The organism is Runella limosa DSM 17973 (genome assembly GCF_000482465.1).
Taxonomy (GTDB): Bacteria; Bacteroidota; Bacteroidia; order Cytophagales; family Spirosomataceae; genus Runella; species Runella limosa.
On record NZ_KI519424.1, the window covers coordinates 314,657 to 338,073 of the forward strand.

General features: G+C 45.5%; 21 protein-coding genes. 7 read left to right on the top strand and 14 right to left on the bottom strand.

Annotated features, from left to right (window positions below):
* Positions 1-144 precede the first annotated feature (144 nt).
* Positions 145-2,166: an alpha-amylase family protein gene (locus K339_RS0123030; RefSeq protein ID WP_028525716.1), complete on the bottom strand. Its 2,022-nt coding sequence runs from the start codon at positions 2,164-2,166 to the stop codon at positions 145-147.
* Between the two features lie 75 nt (positions 2,167-2,241).
* On the opposite strand from K339_RS0123030, the gene K339_RS0123035 reads away from it, so the two are divergent.
* Both K339_RS0123035 and K339_RS0123040 read left to right on the top strand, forming a co-directional pair.
* Positions 2,242-2,835 (top strand): Crp/Fnr family transcriptional regulator, encoded by a 594-nt coding sequence (locus tag K339_RS0123035; protein ID WP_028525717.1) that lies wholly within the window; start codon positions 2,242-2,244, stop codon positions 2,833-2,835.
* A 73-nt stretch (positions 2,836-2,908) separates the two neighbouring features.
* The gene (locus K339_RS0123040) at positions 2,909-3,469 is read left to right on the top strand and encodes a DinB family protein (protein WP_028525718.1); all 561 of its coding nucleotides are present in this window, start codon (positions 2,909-2,911) and stop codon (positions 3,467-3,469) included.
* A 48-nt stretch (positions 3,470-3,517) separates the two neighbouring features.
* Here the strand turns inward: K339_RS0123040 and K339_RS0123045 are convergent, their stop codons facing one another.
* The 3 genes from K339_RS0123045 to K339_RS0123055 form a co-directional block, all read right to left on the bottom strand.
* Positions 3,518-3,976, bottom strand: coding sequence for an RES family NAD+ phosphorylase (locus K339_RS0123045; protein WP_028525719.1), 459 nt, complete (start codon positions 3,974-3,976; stop codon positions 3,518-3,520).
* Position 3,977: 1 nt separating this feature from the next.
* Positions 3,978-4,481 (bottom strand): Xre family toxin-antitoxin system antitoxin, encoded by a 504-nt coding sequence (locus K339_RS0123050; protein WP_028525720.1) that lies wholly within the window; start codon positions 4,479-4,481, stop codon positions 3,978-3,980.
* A gap of 315 nt (positions 4,482-4,796) precedes the next feature.
* Positions 4,797-6,920 (bottom strand): Tex family protein, encoded by a 2,124-nt coding sequence (locus K339_RS0123055; protein ID WP_028525721.1) that lies wholly within the window; start codon positions 6,918-6,920, stop codon positions 4,797-4,799.
* 226 nt (positions 6,921-7,146) lie between these two features.
* Here K339_RS0123055 and K339_RS0123060 point away from each other — a divergent pair, with 226 nt between their 5' ends.
* A complete protein-coding gene (locus tag K339_RS0123060) occupies positions 7,147-8,127 on the top strand; it encodes a phosphotransferase (RefSeq protein ID WP_028525722.1) in 981 nt (326 codons plus the stop codon).
* A 20-nt stretch (positions 8,128-8,147) separates the two neighbouring features.
* Here K339_RS0123060 and K339_RS0123065 read toward each other — a convergent pair whose 3' ends face one another.
* The 6 genes from K339_RS0123065 to K339_RS0123090 form a co-directional block, all read right to left on the bottom strand.
* Positions 8,148-9,455 carry a TolC family protein gene (locus tag K339_RS0123065; RefSeq protein ID WP_028525723.1) on the bottom strand — a complete coding sequence of 436 codons (1,308 nt, stop codon included), beginning with the start codon at positions 9,453-9,455 and terminating at the stop codon, positions 8,148-8,150.
* Between the two features lie 5 nt (positions 9,456-9,460).
* On the bottom strand, positions 9,461-10,579 hold the full coding sequence (locus K339_RS0123070) for an ABC transporter permease (RefSeq protein ID WP_028525724.1): 1,119 nt from the start codon (positions 10,577-10,579) through the stop codon (positions 9,461-9,463).
* Positions 10,580-10,591: 12 nt separating this feature from the next.
* The gene (locus tag K339_RS0123075) at positions 10,592-11,551 is read right to left on the bottom strand and encodes an HlyD family secretion protein (protein ID WP_037301638.1); all 960 of its coding nucleotides are present in this window, start codon (positions 11,549-11,551) and stop codon (positions 10,592-10,594) included.
* Between the two features lie 12 nt (positions 11,552-11,563).
* Positions 11,564-12,268 (bottom strand): ABC transporter ATP-binding protein, encoded by a 705-nt coding sequence (locus tag K339_RS0123080; protein WP_028525726.1) that lies wholly within the window; start codon positions 12,266-12,268, stop codon positions 11,564-11,566.
* A 220-nt stretch (positions 12,269-12,488) separates the two neighbouring features.
* A complete protein-coding gene (locus K339_RS0123085; RefSeq protein ID WP_028525727.1) occupies positions 12,489-15,977 on the bottom strand; it encodes a PVC-type heme-binding CxxCH protein in 3,489 nt (1,162 codons plus the stop codon).
* A 120-nt stretch (positions 15,978-16,097) separates the two neighbouring features.
* Positions 16,098-17,348: a GDSL-type esterase/lipase family protein gene (locus K339_RS0123090; RefSeq protein WP_028525728.1), complete on the bottom strand. Its 1,251-nt coding sequence runs from the start codon at positions 17,346-17,348 to the stop codon at positions 16,098-16,100.
* A gap of 237 nt (positions 17,349-17,585) precedes the next feature.
* On the opposite strand from K339_RS0123090, the gene K339_RS0123095 reads away from it, so the two are divergent.
* Together K339_RS0123095 and K339_RS0123100 are read left to right on the top strand one after the other, a co-directional pair.
* Positions 17,586-18,497: an MBL fold metallo-hydrolase gene (locus tag K339_RS0123095; protein WP_028525729.1), complete on the top strand. Its 912-nt coding sequence runs from the start codon at positions 17,586-17,588 to the stop codon at positions 18,495-18,497.
* Between the two features lie 212 nt (positions 18,498-18,709).
* The gene (locus K339_RS0123100; protein ID WP_028525730.1) at positions 18,710-19,249 is read left to right on the top strand and encodes a DUF6580 family putative transport protein; all 540 of its coding nucleotides are present in this window, start codon (positions 18,710-18,712) and stop codon (positions 19,247-19,249) included.
* A 54-nt stretch (positions 19,250-19,303) separates the two neighbouring features.
* Here the strand turns inward: K339_RS0123100 and K339_RS0123105 are convergent, their stop codons facing one another.
* A complete protein-coding gene (locus K339_RS0123105; RefSeq protein WP_028525731.1) occupies positions 19,304-20,218 on the bottom strand; it encodes a 1-aminocyclopropane-1-carboxylate deaminase/D-cysteine desulfhydrase in 915 nt (304 codons plus the stop codon).
* A gap of 79 nt (positions 20,219-20,297) precedes the next feature.
* Here K339_RS0123105 and K339_RS36185 point away from each other — a divergent pair, with 79 nt between their 5' ends.
* Complete coding sequence (locus K339_RS36185; RefSeq protein ID WP_051398185.1) at positions 20,298-21,128, top strand: DUF2059 domain-containing protein; 831 nt, start codon at positions 20,298-20,300, stop codon at positions 21,126-21,128.
* A gap of 2 nt (positions 21,129-21,130) precedes the next feature.
* Here K339_RS36185 and K339_RS0123115 read toward each other — a convergent pair whose 3' ends face one another.
* Positions 21,131-21,550 (bottom strand): DUF4783 domain-containing protein, encoded by a 420-nt coding sequence (locus tag K339_RS0123115; RefSeq protein WP_028525732.1) that lies wholly within the window; start codon positions 21,548-21,550, stop codon positions 21,131-21,133.
* Positions 21,551-21,649: 99 nt separating this feature from the next.
* Between K339_RS0123115 and K339_RS0123120 the strand changes: the two genes are divergently transcribed.
* Complete coding sequence (locus K339_RS0123120) at positions 21,650-22,147, top strand: phosphoribosyltransferase family protein (protein ID WP_028525733.1); 498 nt, start codon at positions 21,650-21,652, stop codon at positions 22,145-22,147.
* 18 nt (positions 22,148-22,165) lie between these two features.
* Here the strand turns inward: K339_RS0123120 and K339_RS0123125 are convergent, their stop codons facing one another.
* Positions 22,166-22,486, bottom strand: coding sequence for a YbjQ family protein (locus K339_RS0123125; protein WP_028525734.1), 321 nt, complete (start codon positions 22,484-22,486; stop codon positions 22,166-22,168).
* A gap of 139 nt (positions 22,487-22,625) precedes the next feature.
* Entirely contained in the window at positions 22,626-23,393 is a 768-nt protein-coding gene (locus K339_RS0123130) for an SDR family NAD(P)-dependent oxidoreductase (RefSeq protein ID WP_028525735.1), read from the bottom strand.
* Between the last annotated feature and the right edge of the window lie 24 nt (positions 23,394-23,417).

The following is a 23,417-nucleotide window of genomic DNA, read 5'->3' on the forward strand; positions in this document are numbered from 1 at the left end:
TACAAATGTTGTGCCTCTACCGAGGCTACTTCCGATACACTTGCCTACTGGAAACCACTACAAATGTTGCGCCTCTACCGAGGCTACTTCCGATACACTTGCTCATTGGAAACCACTACTACAAATGTTGCGCCTCTGCCGAGGCTACTTCCGATATACTTGCCCACTGGAAGCTGCAATTGGTGAGGGCGAAATCTGCGCAGTGGTAGCATAAATCAGTTCGTACCCTTTCAGCGACAAATCGTCTATTTGTGGGCTTGGCTCGGTGCCTAAATTCGCGACAAAAACGTAAGAATCATCTTCCACCAATGTCCATGCAATGAGCTTCTTTTCGGCCGTAGCATCGGGAGCGAGTAGCCATTTTACCCTTTTTCCATCAATCTGCGGCCATATTGTTTCCGCAAAAAGACGCAACTCCAACATTTCGGTAAATTGTTCGATGTTTTCTCCCCACTCAAACGGCCCGTGGGTTACTTTGTCGGTCTCGGCATCGTCGTGGATTTGAAAGACGTAGAGTTTGGTATATTCTTCATTTTTGCCCCGTTGTTGGTGCAGGTTTCTTACTTCAAAGCCCAAACTATAATAACTTGGCATATCTGTCAAAAACAGCCCTGTAAAGTACCGAACAATGTTGCCTGCACGGTAAAATTCATCAAAACGGGGGTCGTCTTTGTCGGCCGTAATCATGGTAAAGCTTGGCGCAAACGCCCGCGAACGGAGCAGTTGGTCATACAGGCTAAAACGCTCCATAAACGTAGCCTCTCCCACCACCGACGATTGTAAATCGCCCAAAGTAGCATCGGCCCGAATCGCCTCCAAGTGGTCAAATTCATCTCCATAGCCCATTGTATCAGGCGGTGCGATAAAGGTTTCGGCGTAAAAAGCAAAATGCTGGGCGCCGTGTTTTTGCACAAATTCCTTGACGGCTCGCAACGGATCATAAAAATCATCGGGCTGGGCTGGCACTCCCTCGGCCCGCATTTGGACGTGGGCCATGTCGCCCCGCATAAAATCAAAATTATACGCCTGCTGACATTCGTGGTATTTACGACTAAAATACGCCCAAGCCGCCATGTGTGGACGCTGAAAATCAAGCTCCCATTGTTGATTATCATTTTTGGAATGATAAAAACGGTAGCGCGTCAACGGTCCAAATACCCGCGACATGTCCTGAGGATGGTCAAATTCATACTGGTACCAAGGAGTGCCACGTTCGTCGAGGACAAACTCCTCAGGATTAATGTGTAACCCCCTATACGGTGGCGCCATGGTCATAGGCAAGGTTTCAAACCCTCGACTGACCAAGTCTTGCATCAACGCAAGTCGGCGGTGTAAACGTTGTTGTTGGTCAAAACCAAACAGTATTTCCTGTCTTTTTTTGTCGTGTAAAAAAGGGATATTTGGGTCAAAAAGCACCTCTTTACCAAAGTTTAGCCACGAGCCGTCGGCCGTACCGTGATGGTGCAGATGTTGCCAAATGACTTCTTCCACTTGCTCCCACACGTTTTCTGAATGGTTGACAAGCCGACCGCCCTCTCGCTGCACCCACTCAAACAAGCGAGGATGCGTCAATACAATTTCCGAAAAACGGTCAGTGTGTGGTATCACATCCAAGCCTACCGTTTTGCCCATGGCGTGTAGCAAATTCACCACCACTTTGAGTTGTTTTTCGACCGTGTCGAGCCACGGCACTGCACGTTGAAGTTGCCAGCTAAAAAACTCAGCATTGATATTCCAACTCACTTTTCCGTACAGGCTTCCTACGACCCCTGGCTCCCAAATGGGAAGTAGGTGAATAGAATCGTGGAAAGACGGCAGGGTAAGCGCATACCCCACCACGTTCCAAAAACTGCCAATCGTTCGGACGTTTACGCCCACCATGTTGGACGTTTTTAGCCATTGACTATCTGGCTCATTTGCCCGTGGCGAAACAATGGTTTCTGTGGGCTGTAAGGCGCGGCTAAGTAGCTCTGTTCCTAGGCGTTTCTGCAAAATATCTAGCAGTTGAAACGCATCAAATTTAGTAGGCAAATCGGGCAACAAGCCTGACACAAACGAGGATTTTTTTCGTTCGTAGCTTGTTAATGAACGGTGATAAGTAGTACGCCAATCTTGCACGTACGCATCACGCGTCAGCGAAGTAGTAGAAGTCAAACTGTTCATCATAGGTCTTTGTAGGTCAGCAAGGTACTATTTTTTAAGAAAAGGTCATATCTTGTGTTGGAAAAATTAAACAATCGTATGCCTGATTTATCCCCCGGCCTTGCCACGCTCAAAACCGTTATTGATGCGGCATCCCCGTTGACAAATGATAGCTGGGAAGCTTTCAGTGCCATTTGGCGGCCTTTTTCTGCCAAACGAAAAGAAATCTTGACCGTGGCAGGTGAGCGAGAGCGGTATTTATATTTTGCGTTGGAAGGCGTGCAGCGGATCTATTACTTTGACGATCAAAGCCGCGAAGCCACGTTGGTTTTTACGTATGCTCCTTCGTTTGGAGGCGTTATCGACGCGTTGATGCTCTCTTCCCCTTCGCGGTATTTTTACGAGACCCTCACCCCTTCCGTTTTTTTACGGGCTTCCATCACCGATTTACAACCTTTAATTGATACACGCCCCGACGTCGCTAACTTGATTCGTTTAGGCGTAACAAGTGCCCTCTCAGGAGTGCTCGAACGGCTCGTCGAGCTTCAAACGTTTAGCGCTGAAGACCGTTTCAAGCAGCTTTTACGACGAAGTCCACACATTTTACAGCTCGTTCCTCATAAATATTTGGCCAATTATTTGGGCATCGACGCGACCAATTTCAGCAAATTTATCAATCGAATGAAAATCTAGAAAATCTTGGCAAATACCAACATTTCTTTGGCAGTATCCCCCGACTTTTGCGGACATACAACCAACAACAACGATGGCAACGATTCAGCATTACGAACTTATTGAGCAACTCGAAAATCGCATTGAGCGACACTTGGAAGAGGCAATTCACTCACTGCAAAATTTACCCGAAAAAGTACTTTTACAACCTGCCCCCAACGGCGGCTGGAGCATTGCGCAGTGCCTCGAACACCTCAATACCTACGGCGATTATTATTTACCACAAATAAAATCAGGACTAGAAAATGCCCAAAAATCGTCACCTTCCGCACACTTTCAAAGTTCGTGGTTGGGGGCTTATTTTATCAAAATGATGGAACCTGAAACGGGGAAGAAAAAGTATAAAGCATTCAAAGGACACATTCCTGCACCCGATTTGGACGCCTACGCTACTGTCGCGCGGTTTATTCAACAACAAGAAGAATTGTTGTCGTACGTAAAACAAGCCAAGTCAGTCAATCTCAACAACATTCGGATTCCGATTTCTATCACTCGGCTGATTCGACTTAAATTAGGCGATGTTTTTCAGTTTATTATCGCTCACGACGAGCGGCATTTGCAACAGGCTTTTCGCCATTTTTCGACAAGTAGGTAGCCCCTACGGGGCAGCTTAGTGGTTAACAGTCACTAATAACCAATTCCACTATCTGAAAATTCTTTTGTCGAAGGGGAACTTCTCAATTTTGGTTACTTCTATGCTAGGAAAATCTCGGTGGTTGGGGTTAATCAAAATGTTGAAGTCCCCCTTCGTCACCACCGATGGGATTTTTAGGGCGCAGTACTTATTTTCGAGTACAAAGGTATCTCCCAGTTTTTGGGTAGAGATGGGGTGGGGAAATTCGTGCCAGTTGGTAGGCAATTCGGATTCATCCACCTCCTTAATGGGTACGTCGTCGGGAAGTTTGATGGTCAACATCACATAATCGTCTGGCAAAGTAGCCAACGTAAAATGAACAGCAACTTCGGCCATGGCTAATGAACGATTTTGCGCGGTGTAAATCAGCTCAACTCCAATGGAATTCCAGCGTCCCCCCTTCAATGCGGCTCCTTTACCCGATAACGGAAGGGCAAATTTTTCCCTTGACAGTCTGAATACCTCCATGCTATACAAGGATACCGTAGTTGATACGGGTCAATTCACTAATCACCAGCTCTTTTCCGTAAGAATCTTTCAGAAGTTCAATGGGTTTGAGGCTACCTAGGGCATAATTGGGCGTATTGAGCCATAGTCTGAGTTTTTCCATGTTCCCAAAAACGTCAAGGCCCACTTTGGTTACCTCCGCCATTTCAATAATTTTTTCCGAATGAATGGACTTGAACTGGTGCTCAGAGGTCGATTTATAGCGTTGTAATGACTTGGTAGAAATATCAAGGAAATTGGCCCAATCGCTTTCGGTAAAAGGAGTATAATCTTGGATTAGCACAAAAAGGGAATAAGGGATTCCTGTTCGAATCGCGGCAATAATCAGCATTTTATTCGACAAGAAATCCTCGTATGTGATTGCCTTATTTAGCTCAATATGAAAGTCTTTCAAGGGCGACTGCCTCAAGAATGAAGTTATTTCTCGGTTAAGCTTCCCTACAATCGTTGAATTTATTGCTGCCATTTTTTTACTTGGACATTTGTTCTCAAATATAGGACAAATTTCCATTCAACACAAATTATTATCCCTTTCTTCAATGAGCATAGACAGGTTCAAAATGTATCCCCCCTTGCCCTGTTAAGTAGAAAGTTTTGTTTTTTACCCGCAGAAGGCCGTTGACTACAGGTTGAACGCATTAAAATATAGAATGGCTATTCATTGCTCCAGAGGAGCTACATCTTAGTAGAAAAATGAATCAAATCCTACTTTTTTAATGCGTTTAACCTGAAACCTTAGCGAACAGTGCAGTAAGTTATTTTGCAGTTTTCGCAAAAGTCCTTACAGCTTCATACTCAACGCAATTCGCTTGCGTGACAAATCGACTTCCGTCACTTTTACCGTCACGTGCTGTTGGAGTTTTACTACTTCGTTCGGGTCTTTGATAAAACGATTGGCCATTTGCGAAACGTGTACCAAGCCATCCTGCTTGACGCCAATATCAACAAATGCACCGAAAGCGGTGATGTTGGTCACGATACCTGGCAGCACCATGCCTTCGTGCAAATCTTCGGGCTTACGAACGCGGCTGTCAAACTCAAAGGCCACGATGGTTTCCCGAGGGTCACGCGAGGGCTTTTCGAGTTCTTTTACAATGTCTTGCAAGGTCAATAAGCCCGTGGAAGCGCTTACGTATTTTTGAGGGTTAATTTGGCGGCGCAACTCAGGTTTGCGCATCAATTCCGCCACGTTGGTTCCCAAATCTTTGGCCATTTTCTCTACCACAGGGTAGCTTTCGGGGTGAACAGCACTGTTATCGAGTGGGTTCTCCGCATTTTCAATCCGTAAAAAACCTGCGGCTTGCTCAAATGCCTTACCTCCCAAGCGGGGAACTTTCAGCAACTGTTGGCGCGACTTAAAATCCCCATTTTGGGCACGGTAAGCCACAATGTTTTTGGCCAAAGCAGGGCCTAATCCCGACACATACTGAAGAAGGTGTTTGCTGGCAGTATTGAGGTTGACACCCACGGAGTTTACACAACTTTCAACCACGGCATCCAACGCGCCTTTCAGCATATTTTGCTCTACGTCGTGCTGGTATTGCCCTACCCCAATGGATTTAGGATCAATTTTCACCAATTCTGCCAACGGATCCATCAAACGACGGCCAATCGACACCGCGCCCCGCACTGTGACGTCTTTGTCAGGGAACTCATCACGAGCTACTTCCGAGGCCGAATAAATCGACGCCCCCTGCTCCGAAACCATGTAAATAGCCACGCCGCTGATGCCACTGTTGGAACCAAGTGGGCCGTTTTTTATAAAATCTTCCGTCTCACGCCCAGCCGTCCCGTTTCCGATGGCAACCGCCTGAATCTGGTGTTTTTTAATCAAATTGAGAATCGTTGCTTCAGCTTCCAAACGTTTATCAAAAGGATAAATAACTGTATCGGCCAACAAATTTCCCTGAGAATCAAGGCATACCACTTTACAGCCCGTACGGAAACCTGGGTCAATGGCCAATACCCGTTTTTGACCTAGAGGCGATGCCAGAAGCAACTGACGCAGGTTTTCGGTAAATATCTGAATGGCGTATTTGTCGGCTTTTTCTTTTGATAAATTTGAAAATTCCGTTTCAATACTTGGTTTCAACAAACGCTTATACGCATCCGAAACAGTTTGTTCTTGTTGGTCTTTGCACGCAGGTAAGCCTTTGACAAACAAGCGGTCGAGGTATTCAATGGCTTGTTCTTCGTCGGGAGAAATGTCAATATTTAAAAAACCTTCTTCCTCACCCCGTCGAATGGCCAACAAACGGTGCGAAGGAATTTTGTTGAGCGGTTCGCTAAAATCAAAATAATCGCGGTACTTGGCTCCTTCTTCCTGTTTCCCTTTTTTGACTTTAGACGTAATGATGGCGGTACGCTCAAAGGCAAAACGCATTTTGTTACGGGCTTCGGTAGTTTCCGAAATCCACTCCGCCATAATATCACGCGCCCCTTGAAGCGCATCATTGACTGATGCTACTTGGTCGTTGAGGTATTTCTCAGCCAAACGCTCAGGATTTCCTTCTTTACCCGAAAAAATCACTTGCGCAAGCGGCTCCAACCCTTTCTCAATGGCCATCAAAGCCCGCGTCTTGCGTTTGGGTTTGTAGGGCAAATAAATATCTTCCAACGATTGAAGATGATAGGTATTTTCGAGCAGTTTACGCAGCTCGGGTGTCAGTTTACCTTGTTCTTCAATACTTTTAAGAATGGCTTCGCGGCGTTTTTCAACCTCCTGAAATTTCTGGTACTGTTCTTTAATGGCGAGAATTTGAACCTCGTCGAGCTGACCTGTCATTTCTTTCCGATACCGCGCAATGAAAGGCACAGTAGCTCCTTCGTCGAGCAGTTGAATAGTATTTTGGGTTTGTCGTTCGCTAATGCCCACGATGGGCGCAATGAATTGAGATGCGGTCATTTACGTTATTTATACTTTTAAAAATCTTTATCGCTCTATTGCTCTCCCCGAACTATCATCTGGGGAGAAAAGGCGCTGCGTCAGAGACGCAGCGCTGTTTTTACACCGAAACAGCCCGCAAATAAGCAAACAGAAGCGGATTGGTGCAAACTATTTTTTCAATCTAAACCCAAAACGCTGGCACAATTGTTTTAGTCGTACCTTCGAAAATTCAAATCACAACTTTATGCACCTCGACATCACGAAAGCACAAGCATTGCAAGAATACCTACAGGCAAAAGGATGGCTCAAAGAGAACGAGCCTATTTTTAGCCTTGAAATCCCAGGCGAAGGTAACATGAATTACACGCTTAGGGTTCGCACGCACGACCGTACGCTTATCGTCAAACAAGCTCGGCCTTACGTCGAAAAATACCCACAAATCTCGGCTCCCTGCGAGCGTGCGGTGATTGAAGCTCATTTTTACGAGAAAATCCAAGAATTTGCCTCCATTCAAACCTTTATGCCTACGTTGATTGGCGTGGATGAAAGTGCTTATATTCTTGCATTGGAAGACTTGGGCACGTCGAGCGACTACACGTTTTTGTATCAACCACAACAAAAACTGTCGATGGTTGAAGCCGAGGCATTAGCACATTTTTTGGCCATGTTGCACCAACTAACGTGGAAAGAAACCCTCGACGGGACTTTTGCCAACCGTGCTATGCGGGTACTCAACCATGAACATATTTTTAAGTTTCCCTTCATGGAAAACAACGGATTTGACCTCGATTCGCTCCATGATGGGTTTCAGATGATTTCGATGGCCTATAAAGTTGATCCGTATTTGAAAAAGAAAGTGGCCGAGTTGGGGCAGGTGTATTTATCAGACGGGCACAGCTTGCTGCACGGCGATTTTTACCCTGGCAGCTGGTTAAAGACCGATTCGGGCCTGAAAGTGATTGACCCTGAGTTTTGTTTTTATGGCTGTCCTGAATTTGACTTGGGTGTACTCACTGCCCATCTGATGTTGGCCAAACAAGACGAAGATACCATTCGTAAAGTGTATCAAGCCTACGGTGCAGTAAAAAATCCACAATTAGTTGATCAATTTACGGGCGTCGAAATCATGCGTCGTTTGCTAGGTTTGGCCCAATTACCCCTCTCATTGAGTCTGCTCGACAAAGAAGAATTGCTCGAAACGGCCTACGAAATGATTATGAAATAGGCCATCTAAGACGGGGGACGTTAGAGCGCCCCCGCAGCTTTTTTGTACCGCACATAGGCAATTAAAAACTGATACACACTGTTCAAATAATTGGTTTCGGCGTCCTGAAGGCTGTATTCGGTGTTTTTCAAATCAGCCAATAAAAGCGTACCCTTCTCGTAACGAAAGCGGTCGGTTTCTAAAATTTGTTGCGCTAACGTCACGTTTTTCTTCGTGTCCAGCACATTGGCCTTTTCTTGGGCCAACACTGTCGTTGTGTTGGTAATTTCGTACTCAAAATCTCCTTTTAGCTTATCAATAGTATAACGGTTCACTTGCATTTTCAAAGCATATTCGTTGCGCAAAATGGCCGTTTGCTTACCGTCATACAGGGGAATATTTAGCTTCAAACCCACATAGTTGAACGGAAACCACGTTCCCGACGAAAACGGATTAAATTTATCATTGAGCTGGAGCGCGGTATAGTTTCCGTAAGCACTTACCAACGGTGCCAACCGTGATTTTTGTTTTTGCTGAAGCAATTCATTCACCCGCAACTCCGATTGCTCTTGCTTTAGCTCAGGGCGAGTATCAAGCGCCGTTTCTGGGGTTGTATTTTCTGATGTTGCCAACACCTTTTCCAAGGTTTCGGTTAGCTCTACCGAGGTTTGTTTAAGGCCAATTTGGTACAAAAGGTACGCCTGATTCACTTTTAAATCTTGTTTTGCTTTCGTTAGGGCCGTTTGAGCGTTGTTAACATCCAATTGCATACGGTCAAAATCGTTTTTTAGAATCGTCCCTTTCTCCCACTTCGTCTTTCCCGACTCCCAATACGCTTGCGCCCGAACAACCGCTTTTTCGGCCAAAATAATCTTTTCTTGGCTGAACAAAACGGCGTAATAAGCTTCCGTAACGGCCTGTTTTATGTCTATTTTTTGCTTTTCAAGAGTAATTTTTTGCCCCTCCACTGTTTCAGAATTAATCAATCGGTCGTACTTGGTAGCCGCGTCATAGACTTTTTGCTCCGCCGAAATACCCACGTTATTATTGAACGGAACGCCTAACACCAATTTGACGTCTTGGCCGTTGGCAAAAGGGGCATTTTTAAAAACCGATGTTTGAAGTTGGGTATTCCAACGCATATCTGCCGAAGCGTTGACCTGCGGAAGCCATTTAGCGCGAAGTTTGGCCTCTTCTCCCTCCGCAATTCGCAGCTGAAGTTGTTGGTTTTTCAGTTCGAAGCGATTGTCAATGGCCATTTTTAGGGCGTCATCGAGCGATAATTTTTGAGCCCCTACTGCCCCAGGCAGCAGCCCAATTCCTAGTAAAAAAAGCGCGATTTTCTTCATAACAATTAGGTTCTAAATACTTGGGCAGGTTCCATTTTGGTGATTTTGCGCATGGCAAACAAACTCCCCAATACCGCGATGAACAGGGTCACGCCAATGAGAAAAAGGATTAAATAAGGCGTAATTTTGATGTTAAGGCTGGTCTTGGTGACGTTGACAAAGCCCCGCAGCAAGACGTAGGCCATAACAAAACCGACCGTCGAATAAATAACGGCTTGCCATAAAATCAGTTGGCGGATGATTCCGTTGGTTCCCCCAATGGCTTTGAGCGTACCGTAATCTTTCAATCGGTCGTTGACGGCCGAAAACATCGTTAAGCCCACAATGGCAAAGCCCGTGATAATCGCAAAAACGACCAATAAACCGAAGGAAGCCACAATGCCACTGTTCAACGCAAAATACTTGAGGCTTTCTTGGGTAAATGCTTCGCCGTCGCGGGCTTTCACACCCAAAATCTCTTTGTTGATGTTGTTTACCACTTGTTGATGCGTAAAACCAGGTTCGGCCTCCACCAAAAACGCCGACGCTTGGTTGGTAGAAATTCGGCACAGTTTGCGAGCGCGTTCAACCGTTGTAAAGCCATAAGCAACGCCTAACCCTTTGGCACTTCGGGTGTTTCCGCTCAAAAAAACGCGGGTTCCGTTGAACTCAAAATGGTCGCCAATTTTGATTTTTTTGGAAGAAATGGGGTCGTATTCGTCCGTAATGAGGGCGCCTTCTTGCTGCAAATCTTCCAAATTCCCTTTGACAAAATTCCACGGCCCACCCGCATGTCGCGGCGATTGAGTTCCAATGAGGGTAATGGGCGTTTTGGTACCATCCTTAAACTTGGCGCTACCTGCGGCCACCACCATCGTATTGACCCGCTTTACGCCCCTGATGCTCATCAGCTCCCGCGAGATGCGCATATCCAGCAGCGGCAAATCACTGACTTGCTGACTTTTATCGCTCACAACCCAAATGTATTGCTTGTTGTTTTCGGCCAAAGAAATGGTACCGCCCAACAAGGCAAAACAAATGCCGAGTTGTTGTCCAATCAAAAAAACCGATAGAATGATACCAAACAAAATCCCGAACATTTTGGCTTTGTCGTACCACATAAACTTAAACGCCTCTTTGAGCATGGTAGGTCAGGTTTATTTGAGAAGAATAAGACAGTCAACGCGGCTGCCAATCAACGGCATTTTTCCCGCCTCCAATCGAATGGACACGTCCCGAACGCGGCGGTCTTCTTGTTCGGTCGCTTGGTCTTTAAACAACGATTTTTGTTTTAGATACGCAGCGGCGTAGCTCACTTTGCCCTGCGCCAAAGTGTCGCCCGTGGTTTGGGATAAAATATAGGCTTTCTGCCCTACTTGAACCCGTTCGGCGTAGAGTTCATCCACTTCGGTTTTGGCATACAACGGCCCTGACGGCGCAAAATCGGCGATTTGGGAGTCATTATTGACGTATTCGCCCACTTTGACCAGCACCTTCAGGATTTTTCCAGAAAGCAATGCCAACACTTTTTTCTTTTCTAAAACTGTTTGGTAATAGTTTAAATCAGCCTTCGATTCGCCGATACGGCTTTGGGCTTGCCGTACGTTAGCCTCGGCCGTCTCAATATCTTTCAATAACTTATCTACGGTCGCTTTACTATCGTCCACGACTTGTTTTGTTTGGGCGTTACCTTTGAACAAATCCACGTTTCGGGTATAATTTTCTTGGGCATTGGCCAAACTGACGCGCAACCCCTCAAGGGTGGATTGGTTGGCAGCCAAGGTGGCTTGGAGCGTTGCAATCTTGCTTTGTGACTGACGAAGTTGGGCGTTTTCTACGGCTACTTCCACGCGTAACAGAGGTTGTCCTTTTTTAACCGAATCGTTTTCGTCGATGAGCACTTCCAGTACGCGCCCCGTTGTGCCTGCCGTTAGGCTCATAAGTCCATCTTCTGGCTCAATTCTAGCCACCCCCAAAATCTGGTCTTTGGTCGAAGGAAGTGCCACCGAATCGACCTTGGCTACTTTTTCTTCCGAGTCCGATTTTTTACCACAACCCCACCAAAGTGGGAGGCAAAAAAGCAACAACCATTCTTTTTTGACTTTCGTAGTTTTCACGTGTATAAGTTGTTATGTTGCAACATTCGTTAATTCAATGGGAATCACTTGTCCATTTTTTACCTCTACGGCACGGTCGGCGTACTGTTGCAAGCGTGGGTCGTGGGTAACCACAGCGACCGACTTTCCTTGACGAGCCAGCGTCTGTAATTCCTTCATCACCACCCCCAACGAATCTTTGTCGAGCGATGCCGTAGGTTCATCACAAAGAATCATTTTGGGGTTGGTCACCAAAGCCCGAGCAATGGCAATGCGTTGTTGTTGGCCACCAGACAACGCTTTTGGTAAATTTTTACGGCGTTCTATCATTCCCACCGTTTCGAGGGCTTTTTGCACCCTTTTTTTTCGTTCACTGCTGTCCAAACCGAGTAATTTTAGCGGTAACTCAACATTTTCTTCCGCCGTAAGAGGTGCTAAAAGATTGAAGCTTTGAAACACAAAACCAATGGTTTCCAGTCGCAGGCGAGCCAATTTGGTGGCATTCAAGGAATTGATGTGCTGCCCGTCCACCCACAAATCGCCGTAGCTTGGATAAATGACACACCCCAACAGCGAAAGCAAGGTGGTTTTACCCGAACCAGAAGGGCCAATAATCAAGGTAAGCTCTCCTTCATACAACTGAAAATCAGTAGCTTGAAGGGCTACAATTATTTGATCACCCGTTTTGTATTCTTTTCCCGCACCTTTGAGTTCGGCGATGAGCTTTTTTTGATTCATGTTTTTAAAAAAGTACGATATTGTAATTTATATAAAATACTACAACAACATCGTATTTTTCGTATAACTGAGAAGGTTTAAATTTTGTTAGAAAAAAGTTAAATTTTAATCTTCAAAAATGGTGGGAAAAACAGTGAATTAGCGCAAACAAAAAGACTTCCCAATTCGGCCAACGTAGCCTCAGTGGGAAGTCTAGAGCAAGCAGTTAAAACTACTTGGTTTACATATCCATCATCAAACGAAGCTGGGCGGCTCCGTTTTGGTCATCCAGCACTTGTACAGAAATACTATTTTCTTTGAAGGCGTTTCTATCGATGGCAATGGTGAACGAATGAATGCCTTTGGCCAATTCGCCCGAGATACCCGTTGGCGACATTTTCATCGGTTTGGCATCCACCCAAGCCGATACTCCCGCGACTGAGTTCAGCGCTAATTCAACGTTTCCTTTGTTGACTACTTCCAAATTGAAACGAACAAAACTAAAACGCTTTCCAGCCCCACCTTCTACCACTGGTAGTTCATCAAGCGGCAAGTTGCCCGATACTTTACTGTAAATCGGCATGTTTATGACCTTTCCTTTGTCCTTTGCCACAAACAAACCTCCTTCTTCTGTTACTTTTCGGGTGAGTTCTTTGCTACCCATGGCAGTATTCCAACGGCGCACAAAGCGAGAAGTAGGAACGCGGTATTGACCACCCATTTTTGATAAAAACCCAATCAAATCCACAAATTCTTTCTTGTCAAGCCCCGCCGTCAAGCTCGCTGGCATCAACGAACCTGGTGTTTTTTCGATGGTTGAGATTTGATTTTTAGCAATTGATATTTCCTGCCCTGCGACATCCCGCACCACTACTTCGGTATTGCCATTACTGACCAAATAGGCCATCATCTCACTGCCATCTTTTTTCACAATTCGCTGCAACTCATAACCTTCTTTGATGGAAAGCGTAGGATACAATACCGAACGAATGATAGTTTCTACGGGCGAACTTGTTCCCAAACTACTCAAATCGGGACCAATTCGTCCGCCAGCTCCGCCGATGGCATGGCACGTTTGGCACAACAGTTCTGACTTTCTAAATACTTTTTCGCCCAATGCAGGGTCAGCCGTTTCGGCCACTGTTTTGGCCAAAGCTGTTATTTCGCGGTCGTTGAGTTGTTGCGGCATTTTCTCCACTGGCAACGTACCACCAGACGCCTCCAGCGCTTTTTCCAATTGCACTACATCATCGGCACGACGACGCGTCCAAGGAATATTGCGTCCCATCAATTGGCGACCTACTTTGGCAAAATTTTCAGGAATTTTGCGCGTATTAATCGCTTCTGACAAAGCCTCTGTCGCCGTTTTAGTCGCAAAAAATGCTTTAAACAGGTCTGCGACATCGGTTTCAGCAGGTACAGTCCGCATCAAGTCAGTGCCAATTTTGGCCGCTTCGTTGGCATTCAGTCCCACCAGTTGCGTCGCTGACATTACCCGTAGCTCGGGAGCATTTTTGGCTCCCGTTAAGTCCACCAGCATTTTTTTCGATTTATCACTTCCCATCGCTGCTAAAGCCACCAGAGCTGCTTTCTTAACGGGTTTCTCGCCTTGTTGCACCAAACTCAACAGTTGCTCACTCAGTTCTTCCATTTTCCACAGCCCCACCAACCGAATCGCCGTGGTCGAAACGGCTTCTTCGTCGCTCTTTATGAAATCCACAATTCTGCCCAGTCCATTGGTAGGCTGTATTTTTCGTTGCTGTGCAGCCTCCGCCAGCGCCCCTAGCCGCGCGGCCGTTTGTTTGTCGCGCGCCGCATTACCTTGAACCGTCAAATCAAACAAGGTAGTTAAGTCAGCCGCTTTTCCCCATTTTGTAATAGCAGCCAGTGCATCCTTTTGATATTCTTCGGGCACTTGGCCTTTCTGATACAATTGGGTCAAACGGGCCACCGCTTCTGGGTTATTGACAGATTTTAGGGCAAAAGATGTTTTCTTAGCATCCCCCAAAAAGTTAGCCCCCGTTTTTAGACGGCTCAACCACTGAGGTTCCAATTCGCGTACGGTTTCCCATAGCGCAAAATCCAAAAATTCATCCATGGAGTTATCCAATACGGTCAAGGCCGTTTGCGCTGCTTCGGCAGATTTTAGCTTACGCAAGGCAATGACCGCCTCCAATCGGACGCGAGGGTGGGTATCTTTAACGGCGTTGGCCAACAGCCCTGCCTCTTCTTTTACTTTGCCATGCCACAACTGAAATGCCCGAATCGCCGCTGCACGCGCGTTGTGGTTTTCAGCTTTAAGTAAACTCGATAACACTGACTCATTGACGGTATCCAACGTTTGGTAGGTCCACAACGCTTCCAACAACAAATGCTCGTAATTGGGATCTTTTTTATCCAATTTACTCACCCATTGGTCAAGGGCGGGAATTACCTCTTTCGCCCCACGGCTTTTGAGGACTTGTTTGGCTTGGAGCCGCGTCCAATCTTCGGGTTGGCGAAGCGCCTCCAAGAGCTCATTTACCGAAGCCTTGGTCAATTGTGGTTTCTTGACCAACGGGCGATTCTTTGCCACAATCCGCCAAATCCGTCCGTGTTCTTGGTCACGGCGCGGGTCATGGAAATCAACTTCTCCGTGCTGAATGATCGGGTTGTACCAGTCAGCAACGTAAATAGCCCCGTCGGGACCCATCGAAATATCAACGGGACGAAAAGCGACGTGGTCAGTCCAAAGCAAATCTTCCACTTGTTTTGACACAAACCCACTGCCTTGTTCTTCCAGTTTAAAACGATTGATGCGATTTGCTCTAAAATCATTGGTAATCAACGAACCCGCCCACGATTCGGGCAAGTGTCGCCCTGAAATAATATCCAAGCCGCTGTGTTTGGGCTGTCCTGGGTTCAATCCCCGCAAAATACGCTCTGCGCCTGGGGCAGTCACAAAAGTTGCCCCAGGAAAGGCGTAATTAATTCCCTCATTTCCCGCCCCATCGGTCAAGAATGACGAACCCCAACGCGAAAACTGCAAGCCCCACGGATTGATAAGTCCTTTGGCATAAATATCAAGTTCGAGTTGTTGCGGGCGCAATTGCCAAACCCCTCCTCCTTCTAAGCGCTTGATGCCCGCGGGGGTTTCTACGTGGCTGTAGATATAAATGGATTGATTAAAATACATGCTTCCTTCAGGGCCCCAACGGAAGGTGTGAATTAAATGGTGCGTATCGGCGGTTCCGAATCCGCTCAAGATGCGGCGTCGTTTGTCGGCTTTGCCATCACCGTCGGTATCGGCAAAGTGCAAAATTTCGGTCGAGTTGGCCACATAGACGCCACCATCTCCTGGCAAAATACCCGTGGGAGTCAGAAGTCCTTCGGCAAAAATGGTCGATTTATCCGCCTTGCCATCGCCGTCGGTATCTTCTAATACAAACACTTTGTCGTTGGCCTGTTCACCCGTTTTTAGGTGAGGATAAGCAGTACTACTTACCACCCAGAGACGCCCTTCAGCATCCCAGTTCATTTGAATAGGCTTGGCCACCAACGGCTCGGCGGCAAACAACGTTACTTCAAACCCATCGGCTACTTTGAACGATTCGAGTTCTTTTTGAACGTCGGGGTTGGGTACATCCCAGTTTTTATCTTGATTGACCAAAGCGGTCGTCACGACGACGACGGGAATGAGCAAGGTTTTTCGTAAAAAAGAAGCGGTTATGTTTAAATATGTTCGTTTCATACGCTATGAAATAGTGGAGGTTCGATTTTGAGGTTTTCGGGTTTGGGGTTTTCTGTTTCGGGTTTAGAGTTTTCTGTTTTTCCCAATAACCAATAACAGATAACCAGTAACGAGCAATACCTATTTCAACAGGGTTAATTGATATGTTACGGGTTTGGGTTGATTGGCCGTTTCTATTTGCGCTTCCAACCAAGTAATCAAGTAGTTCTGCTCTTCCAACCCTTTTTTGTGGCGGCCTTGCTCATACGAACGAAAACCAATGATGTAGGTTTGGTTCAGAGGTCGGTATTGAAAAAAGAACAATTCTTCTTTTTTCAGGATGGTTTTCCGAAGCTCTTCGGCCTGATAATAGGTAGGCCCTTGCTTGATCGTTACCCCTTCTTCCCACTCTTTGGCCGACGCCGTCACAATCACATCGTCTGCCGTTGAAAGGGTATAAAAACCTTTTTTCAAACCCTTTATTGAAAGCTTGCGGCCATTATCAACCGCAATGGCTTTACCATCTTCCTGAGGCGCGGGCAGAGGCAGGCACGTTTCGTTGACCGTAAAACTCAAACTCATGGTCGATTTGTCAAACTGATGCAATTTTGTCGCCACCGTCGATTCTACGGCATTGTTTGCCACATCAATGGCAATACTCCCATTTCGCGGCGGAAGGCCCAAACTTTTTTCCAAAGCCGTTGCCAAATAATAATAGCCCGTTCCGTTGAGATGCACCCCATTTTCGGTAATCACTGCTTGTTTACTGATTTCTAACATCGGCTTGAATACATCCAAATACCTTTTTTTGCGCTCTTTAGCGATTTGCTCAATCGCCGCAGCGTACATTTCAAGGGCGGCGTTTCTTTTCGTTGTGTTGTCCGAAGCAGGCAGTAAGACAGGGATAGGCGACACTAACACCGCTTTTGCTCCCAGTTGGTCAATTTTATCCAACAAACTTGCATACCCTTGTTTAAAGCGAGCAAGACCTTCCTCTCCCTCTTGAGCTTCGATACCACCATAACCCACAAAGACCACCGTCGGTTTTGCTTCCGTGATTTGTCGAATCAATAGCTCATACGGCGTTGGTGGAGTCGTCACGTAACTGCGCGCTTCACCATAGACATTGTCTCCCGACCAACCTATATTTCGGTAGGTAATGGCTCGGTTTGGCCAACGGGTAGTTAGGGCAAGTTCTAAATAGCCAAATTGTACATCGTTTTCAAACAACGAGTTTCCGACAAAAAGTACCCTGTCCCCCTTTTCGAGCTGAAAAGCCGCATCAAGCGCCTCCACATTGGTTTTTGCGTTGGTCTGAGCGAACGTAATCGTTGCAATGCTCAAAAAAAGTAGGGATAGAATGAACGTAAGTGATTTGGACAGCTTACACATGGAAGTTTAAAAGTGTTCTAAAATGAGAAAGCAGATATAAAAAAGAGATTGGTGTGTGGGGATAAGAAAAACAAACGATGACTGCCCTTCCTACAACCTATTATAAAGAGTCAGCAAGAGGCAAAAATTACCCACCTTCTCTCCTTCTTTTGGTAAAAAAACTAACAAAGCTTCTTTATCGGCCACAAAGCGGGTATTTTTAGCCTTTTATTGATAGACCTTTATTTTCATCAACTCATGTTTAGGTACTGGATACTTCATTTTCTTTTTGCGCTTACTGCGTATGCTCAAGAACCCTACGTGGTGGTATTGGGAACTGCCCAAGACGGTGGCTATCCGCAGGCGGGTTGTAATAAAGCTTGCTGTCAGGCGGTTTGGGAGAAAAAATTAGCCTTTGAATCTGTTTCGTGCATCGCATTGGTGGATCCAAGCACTGGCCAACGCTGGATTTTTGACGCTACCCCTGATTTTAAGATCCAATTAGAAGCGCTTAAACATACCACAAACAACGAATCAAATGACCTGTCGGGGATTTTTCTTACGCACGCCCACATTGGTCACTACACTGGCCTCATGGATTTAGGAAGGGAAGTCATGGGTGCCAAATCCGTGCCCGTGTTTGTCATGCCTCGTATGAAAGAATACCTAGAGAAAAATGGCCCATGGAGTCAACTGGTCAGCATCGAAAACGTCAAGCTCCAGCCTATACAAGAAAACGGATTCGTTCAATTAAATAGCCGTTTGCAGGTTCGGGCGTTCCGCGTTCCGCATCGGGACGAGTTTTCAGAAACAGTAGGGTACGAAATCAAAAGCCAAGGGAAACGTCTCGTGTTTATTCCTGACATCGATAAATGGCAAAAGTGGTCTGAATCGCTCGAAGGGTTGGTACAATCGGCTGACTATGCCTTACTCGACGGCACTTTTTACAAAGACGGAGAAATCAACCGCCCCATGAGCGAAGTTCCGCATCCGTTTGTCACCGAAACAATGTCGCTATTGGATACGCTACCTATATCCCAAAAATCCAAAGTTCATTTTATTCACCTTAACCATACCAACCCACTTCTCCAACCAACGTCCGAAGAGTCAAGGCTAATCCAAAAAAAAGGCTTTCAGGTAGCGCGCTCACTGCAAATTTTTAGACTATGAAATATATACTAAAAGCTAGCTAAATACCTATCGGCCAAGAAGGTTTATAAACTTTTTTAAGTATTAGTTCACTATTTGTCATTTTTTTTAGTGTTTTTTTGACACACTTCTTGCAATTTTCACAAATATCATTTTATCTTTACACCCAAGTTCAGAGAAATCTAAGAGCCAATAAAAAAAAACACGTATCGAGAGAATCTTTTACCTCAGTCATGAATTCAGTTTTTACGAGATTTAGTACAGTAGCTGTGCTGATTTTTTTAGCTACACTTTCTCGGATTTTACCTCATCCATTTAACTTTACTCCCATCGGAGCGATTGCCTTGTTTGGTGCTGCTCAGTTTAGTCGTAAAGTTTATGCTTTCATGATTCCGATGGTAGCCATGCTTTTGAGTGACGTGCTCATTGGCTCACCTTCTCTCCCCACTTACGTTTCTTTTGTTCTCATTTCCGCATTTGGTCTTTTCTTTTTGAAAAAAGTTACTTTTGGACGCGTTGTCGTGGCTAGTTTGGTAGCTTCTATTTCGTTCTTTTTAATTACGAATTTCTTTGTTTGGTTTCAAAGTTCGATGTATCCACAAACATGGGCAGGACTTGTAGCGTGCTATACTGCGGGTTTAGCATTTTACCAACAAACATTTTGGGGAAACTTATTCCTCAACACCGTCATGGGTGACTTCTTTTACAATGCTGTTCTTTTTGGAAGTTACTACGGTATTCAACGATTGACATTCAAGCCTTCTATGGCGTAAAATATTTGTTTTCATGGCTGTTAATAGGTAGATAAATAGCCCCGATATTCGGGGCTATTTTCTTTTTATCGGGGGCAACAGTTCACTTCTTCCTTGTAAACCTCCCGTATGTAAAACCACCATTTGCGTTCCTGGTTTAAAAAAACCTTCTTTCGCTAATTCCACCAGTCCATACATCATTTTAGCAGTATATACTTGTTCAAGTGGTATGCCCGTTTGCGTTTCAAACTCACAAATAAACTCCAACAGTGTGTTGTTCATTTTTCCATAACCTCCAAAATGATACTTTTCTATCACTTTCAAACGTCCTTTGGGTTCGGGAATATGCGTTAAAACCAACTGAGCTGCCTCTTCTGACGATATTTTCAGGCTAGGAAAAACCAGTACATCATCCTCAAACGTGGATACAATACCCGCTGCCGTTCCACCCGTGCCCAGCGCAGTACAGAAGTAATCAATCTTTCCGTCAAGTTGATCTTTTACCTCTTCCACCATTTCAGCTACTCCTTGTACCGCCCACTGATTTGACCCACCTTCGGGAATCACAAAAGCATCTCTGCCATAAAGGTGCGCCAATATTTCTTTATTGCGGTAAGCTGTTCGGCCTACAAAATGTAGTTTCATCCCACACTTAGCCGCAAACTGCAACGTTGGGTTTGAGTCGGGGTTCAGTTCTTCGCCTCGAATGATACCAATGGTGTCAAAATCGAGTGCCTTTCCCGCAGCTGCTACGGCGGCAATGTGGTTTGAGAATGCACCACCAAACGTAAGCAATGTTTGAAAACCACTTTTTTCGGCTTCTATCAAATTATATTTTAGCTTCCGCCACTTATTTCCCGAAATGTAAGCATGAATTAAATCATCACGTTTGATGTAAACGCGTAAATCCAGCTCTATAAAAATAGGGGCTTCAACGATTTGAATAGGGGTTTGGGCGGTGTTCTCCCAAAATCTGACGACTTTACTCACAATAACAATTTCCTTTTTACGTACATTTGCTTAAATCAATACCCAAGTTTTATCAACTTTTATCATTCCCCAAACAACTATGAAAAAAATAATTTTGAGCCTGATGATGTTTGGTGTTGTTGGCGCAGCCTCAGCCCAAGAAACTCCCTCGGCAGATGCCATCCTTGACAAATACCTAGCGGCCATTGGCGGCAAAGAGGCCCTTTCCAAAATCGAAGACATTGCCATTAGCACAGTGGCCGAAACACAACGCGGCTCGATGGAATCGGAAGTAAAATTTAAAAAAGGCAATAAATTCAGCAGTGTCATGTATATGATGGGCAATGAAGTAATGCGCCAAACTTGCGATGGGACAAAAGTAGCCATTACTTCTGGTTTTGGAGGTAATACCAACTCTCGCACCCTTGAAGGCAAAGACGCAGCAGGCGCCATTTTACAAGCTGCTCCTTTCCCAGAATTACTTTATGCTGAATTTAACGTTCAAAAGACGGTCGTTGGCAAAGAAGCAGTCAATGGCAAAGATGCGTGGAAAGTAGAGTTTGCCATTCCTGAAGGAAGAAAATGGAACGATTTCTTTGACGTAGAGACGGGTCTTAAAGTAAAAAGAGCGGGCTCGGGTGAAGGGCAAAGAGGCCCTCGTCCTGATGGACAAGGCGGTGGTCAGCGGCCAGAAGGACAACGCCCCGAAGGTGGCGGCGGACAGGGTGGTCAAGGCGGCGGCCGTGGTGGAATGATGGGCGGTGGAATGATGAACGCAGCCCTCAGCGACTACAAAGAAATCAAGGATGCCAATGGCGTTAAAATCCCGTACATCCGCGAGCAAGGCAATGGGCAGTTCTCTTCAAAAGCCGAAGTAACGTCGGTCAAAGTAAACAAAGGCATCAAAGACAACAACTTTGTGATTAAATAAAATCACTCTTTCTTAAAATGTAATGTATTGATAAGGTATTCTTTTTCGGTGACTCTCATCAAAATATATACCTGAAACGAGTTACCATTGAGTGCCTGATACGTTGCCGTACAATACCGAACTTTAGAAGCCGTCCCCTGAAAGCCGTATTTAAAGTCTTTCGGGGGATATTTTTTAAAGAAGTTTTTCAAAATCAATTCTGCCTGTCCATCACGAACGCGCCGAAACTCAACGTGTTCGGCATCAATGACTAAGTCCAAATTTTTCTCAAAATGCACCGCAAGATTGTGGGCATTTCCGCTTTTTATCGAGCCTTTTATTTTTTCGGCAATTTCAAGCTCGCGGGCAGCCTTCTCGGTAATAAAGCCACTAAAAATACACCCAACTACTAACGTCAAGAAAATAATTTGCAGGGTTCTCATTGCGAAAGCGTAAATTTGTTTTTTGATTTCAATAAGTTCTTGGCTAAAATTGTGCCAAACTCGTTCGTCTCACAAAAAACAGATTATTCCTTTTTCGCTGTGCAGAATCCAATACTTTCACTCGACCAAACCCACCAAAAAATAAAGCGAATTGCGTTTGAAATTTACGAACGTAACCTCGAAGAAACCAACATTGTCCTTGCTGGAATTGTGGGCGAAGGTTATACCATGGCTGGTCTTTTAACCAATTACCTGCGGGAGATTTCGCCTTTGAACATTACGTTGATGAAAATTGACCTCAACAAAGAGCAGCCCCATACCAGCCCTGTCCATTTTGACATAGACAAAGAAGCTCTCAACGGCAAAGTAATCATTGTGGTGGACGATGTGCTAAACACAGGGCGTACGCTTGCCTACAGTCTCTCGCCGTTTTTAGGTGTTTCTGTCAAACGGGTACAAGTAGCGGTCATGGTCAATCGGGCACATCACTCTTTCCCTATTTCGGCCGATTATGTCGGTTATGCCCTCAGTACTACCCTCAACGAGCACATTCGGGTGAAGCTTTCTGAGCCTGAAGCAGGCGTATATTTAAGTTAATAAGAGGGGAAGCCCCTCTTATTCATAAATAATGGCAGTACCGTTGGCGCTTACCATAAGCATGGTACCACTACCACCGATGGTTTGATAATCTAAATCAACCCCAATGATGGCATTGGCACCTAGGCGTTGGGCTTGTTCAATCATTTCTTTGAGGGCAATACTCTTAGCTTCGCGCAAACCCTGTTCGTACGCCCCCGAGCGTCCGCCTACGATGTCACTAATGCCTGCAAAGAAGTCTTTTACAAAATTGGCACCTATGATGGCCTCGCCGTTGACCAAACCGATGTACTGAGTAATTTTTTTACCCTCAATGTTGTTGGTAGTTGTTATGAGCATATCAAAAGCGGTGAGAATGTTAAATATGGGCACAATAGTAGTCATAATGGGATAAATCGGCGGTACAATCTAGGAACAACGGTCTTGGGAATGTACCAACGACTTAAAACCTCCATGAAAATATTGGGATATGTGCTTTCTAAATAGTCGTTCCTCCATCGACGGTATAAATGCCTCCTGTGCAGTATCCCGACGCATCCGAAGCCAAATACAAAACCAACGAAGCCACTTCTTCTACTGTCCCCATGCGGGCAATGGGTAATCGTTTTGTAAAATGCGCCAATGTTTTTTCGTCTTGCCACAATGCCTGGCTAAACTTTGTTTTGATAAGCCCTGGCGCTACGGCATTTACACGGATTCCGTCGGCTCCCCATTCTTTGGCCAATACTTTGGTAAGCATATTGATGGATGCTTTACTCACGCTATAAATCCCCAATCCAGGATCGGGCGTTTCGCCAGCAATGCTGCTAATATTGATAATGCTGCCCCCTCCCCTCAGTTTCATGACGGGATACACCAGTTTTGATAGTTGAAAAGGTGCTTTTACGTTGATGTCCATGATTTTGTCATAGGCATTGTCGGGGCAATCTACGGTGGGGCCATAATAAGGGTTGGCCGCCGCGTTATTTACCAAAATATCAATGCCACCATAAACTTCAACCGTTTTGTCAAATAAGTGCTTTGTTTGCGCTTCGTCTCCCATTCTTGCCTCTATGGCCGTGACTTCGCCCCCCGTTTTACGAATGTCTTCCGCCAATTCGTCGAGGTCTGCTTGTCGCCGACTGCTGATCACGACTTTTGCGCCAAATTGCGCCAAATACCGCGCAATTTGTTCGCCAATTCCTTTACTTGCTCCCGTAATGAGTGCTACTTTACCTGTCAATTGAAAAAGTTGATTATCAGCCATTTTGGTTGTTTCTTTAGTAATTGG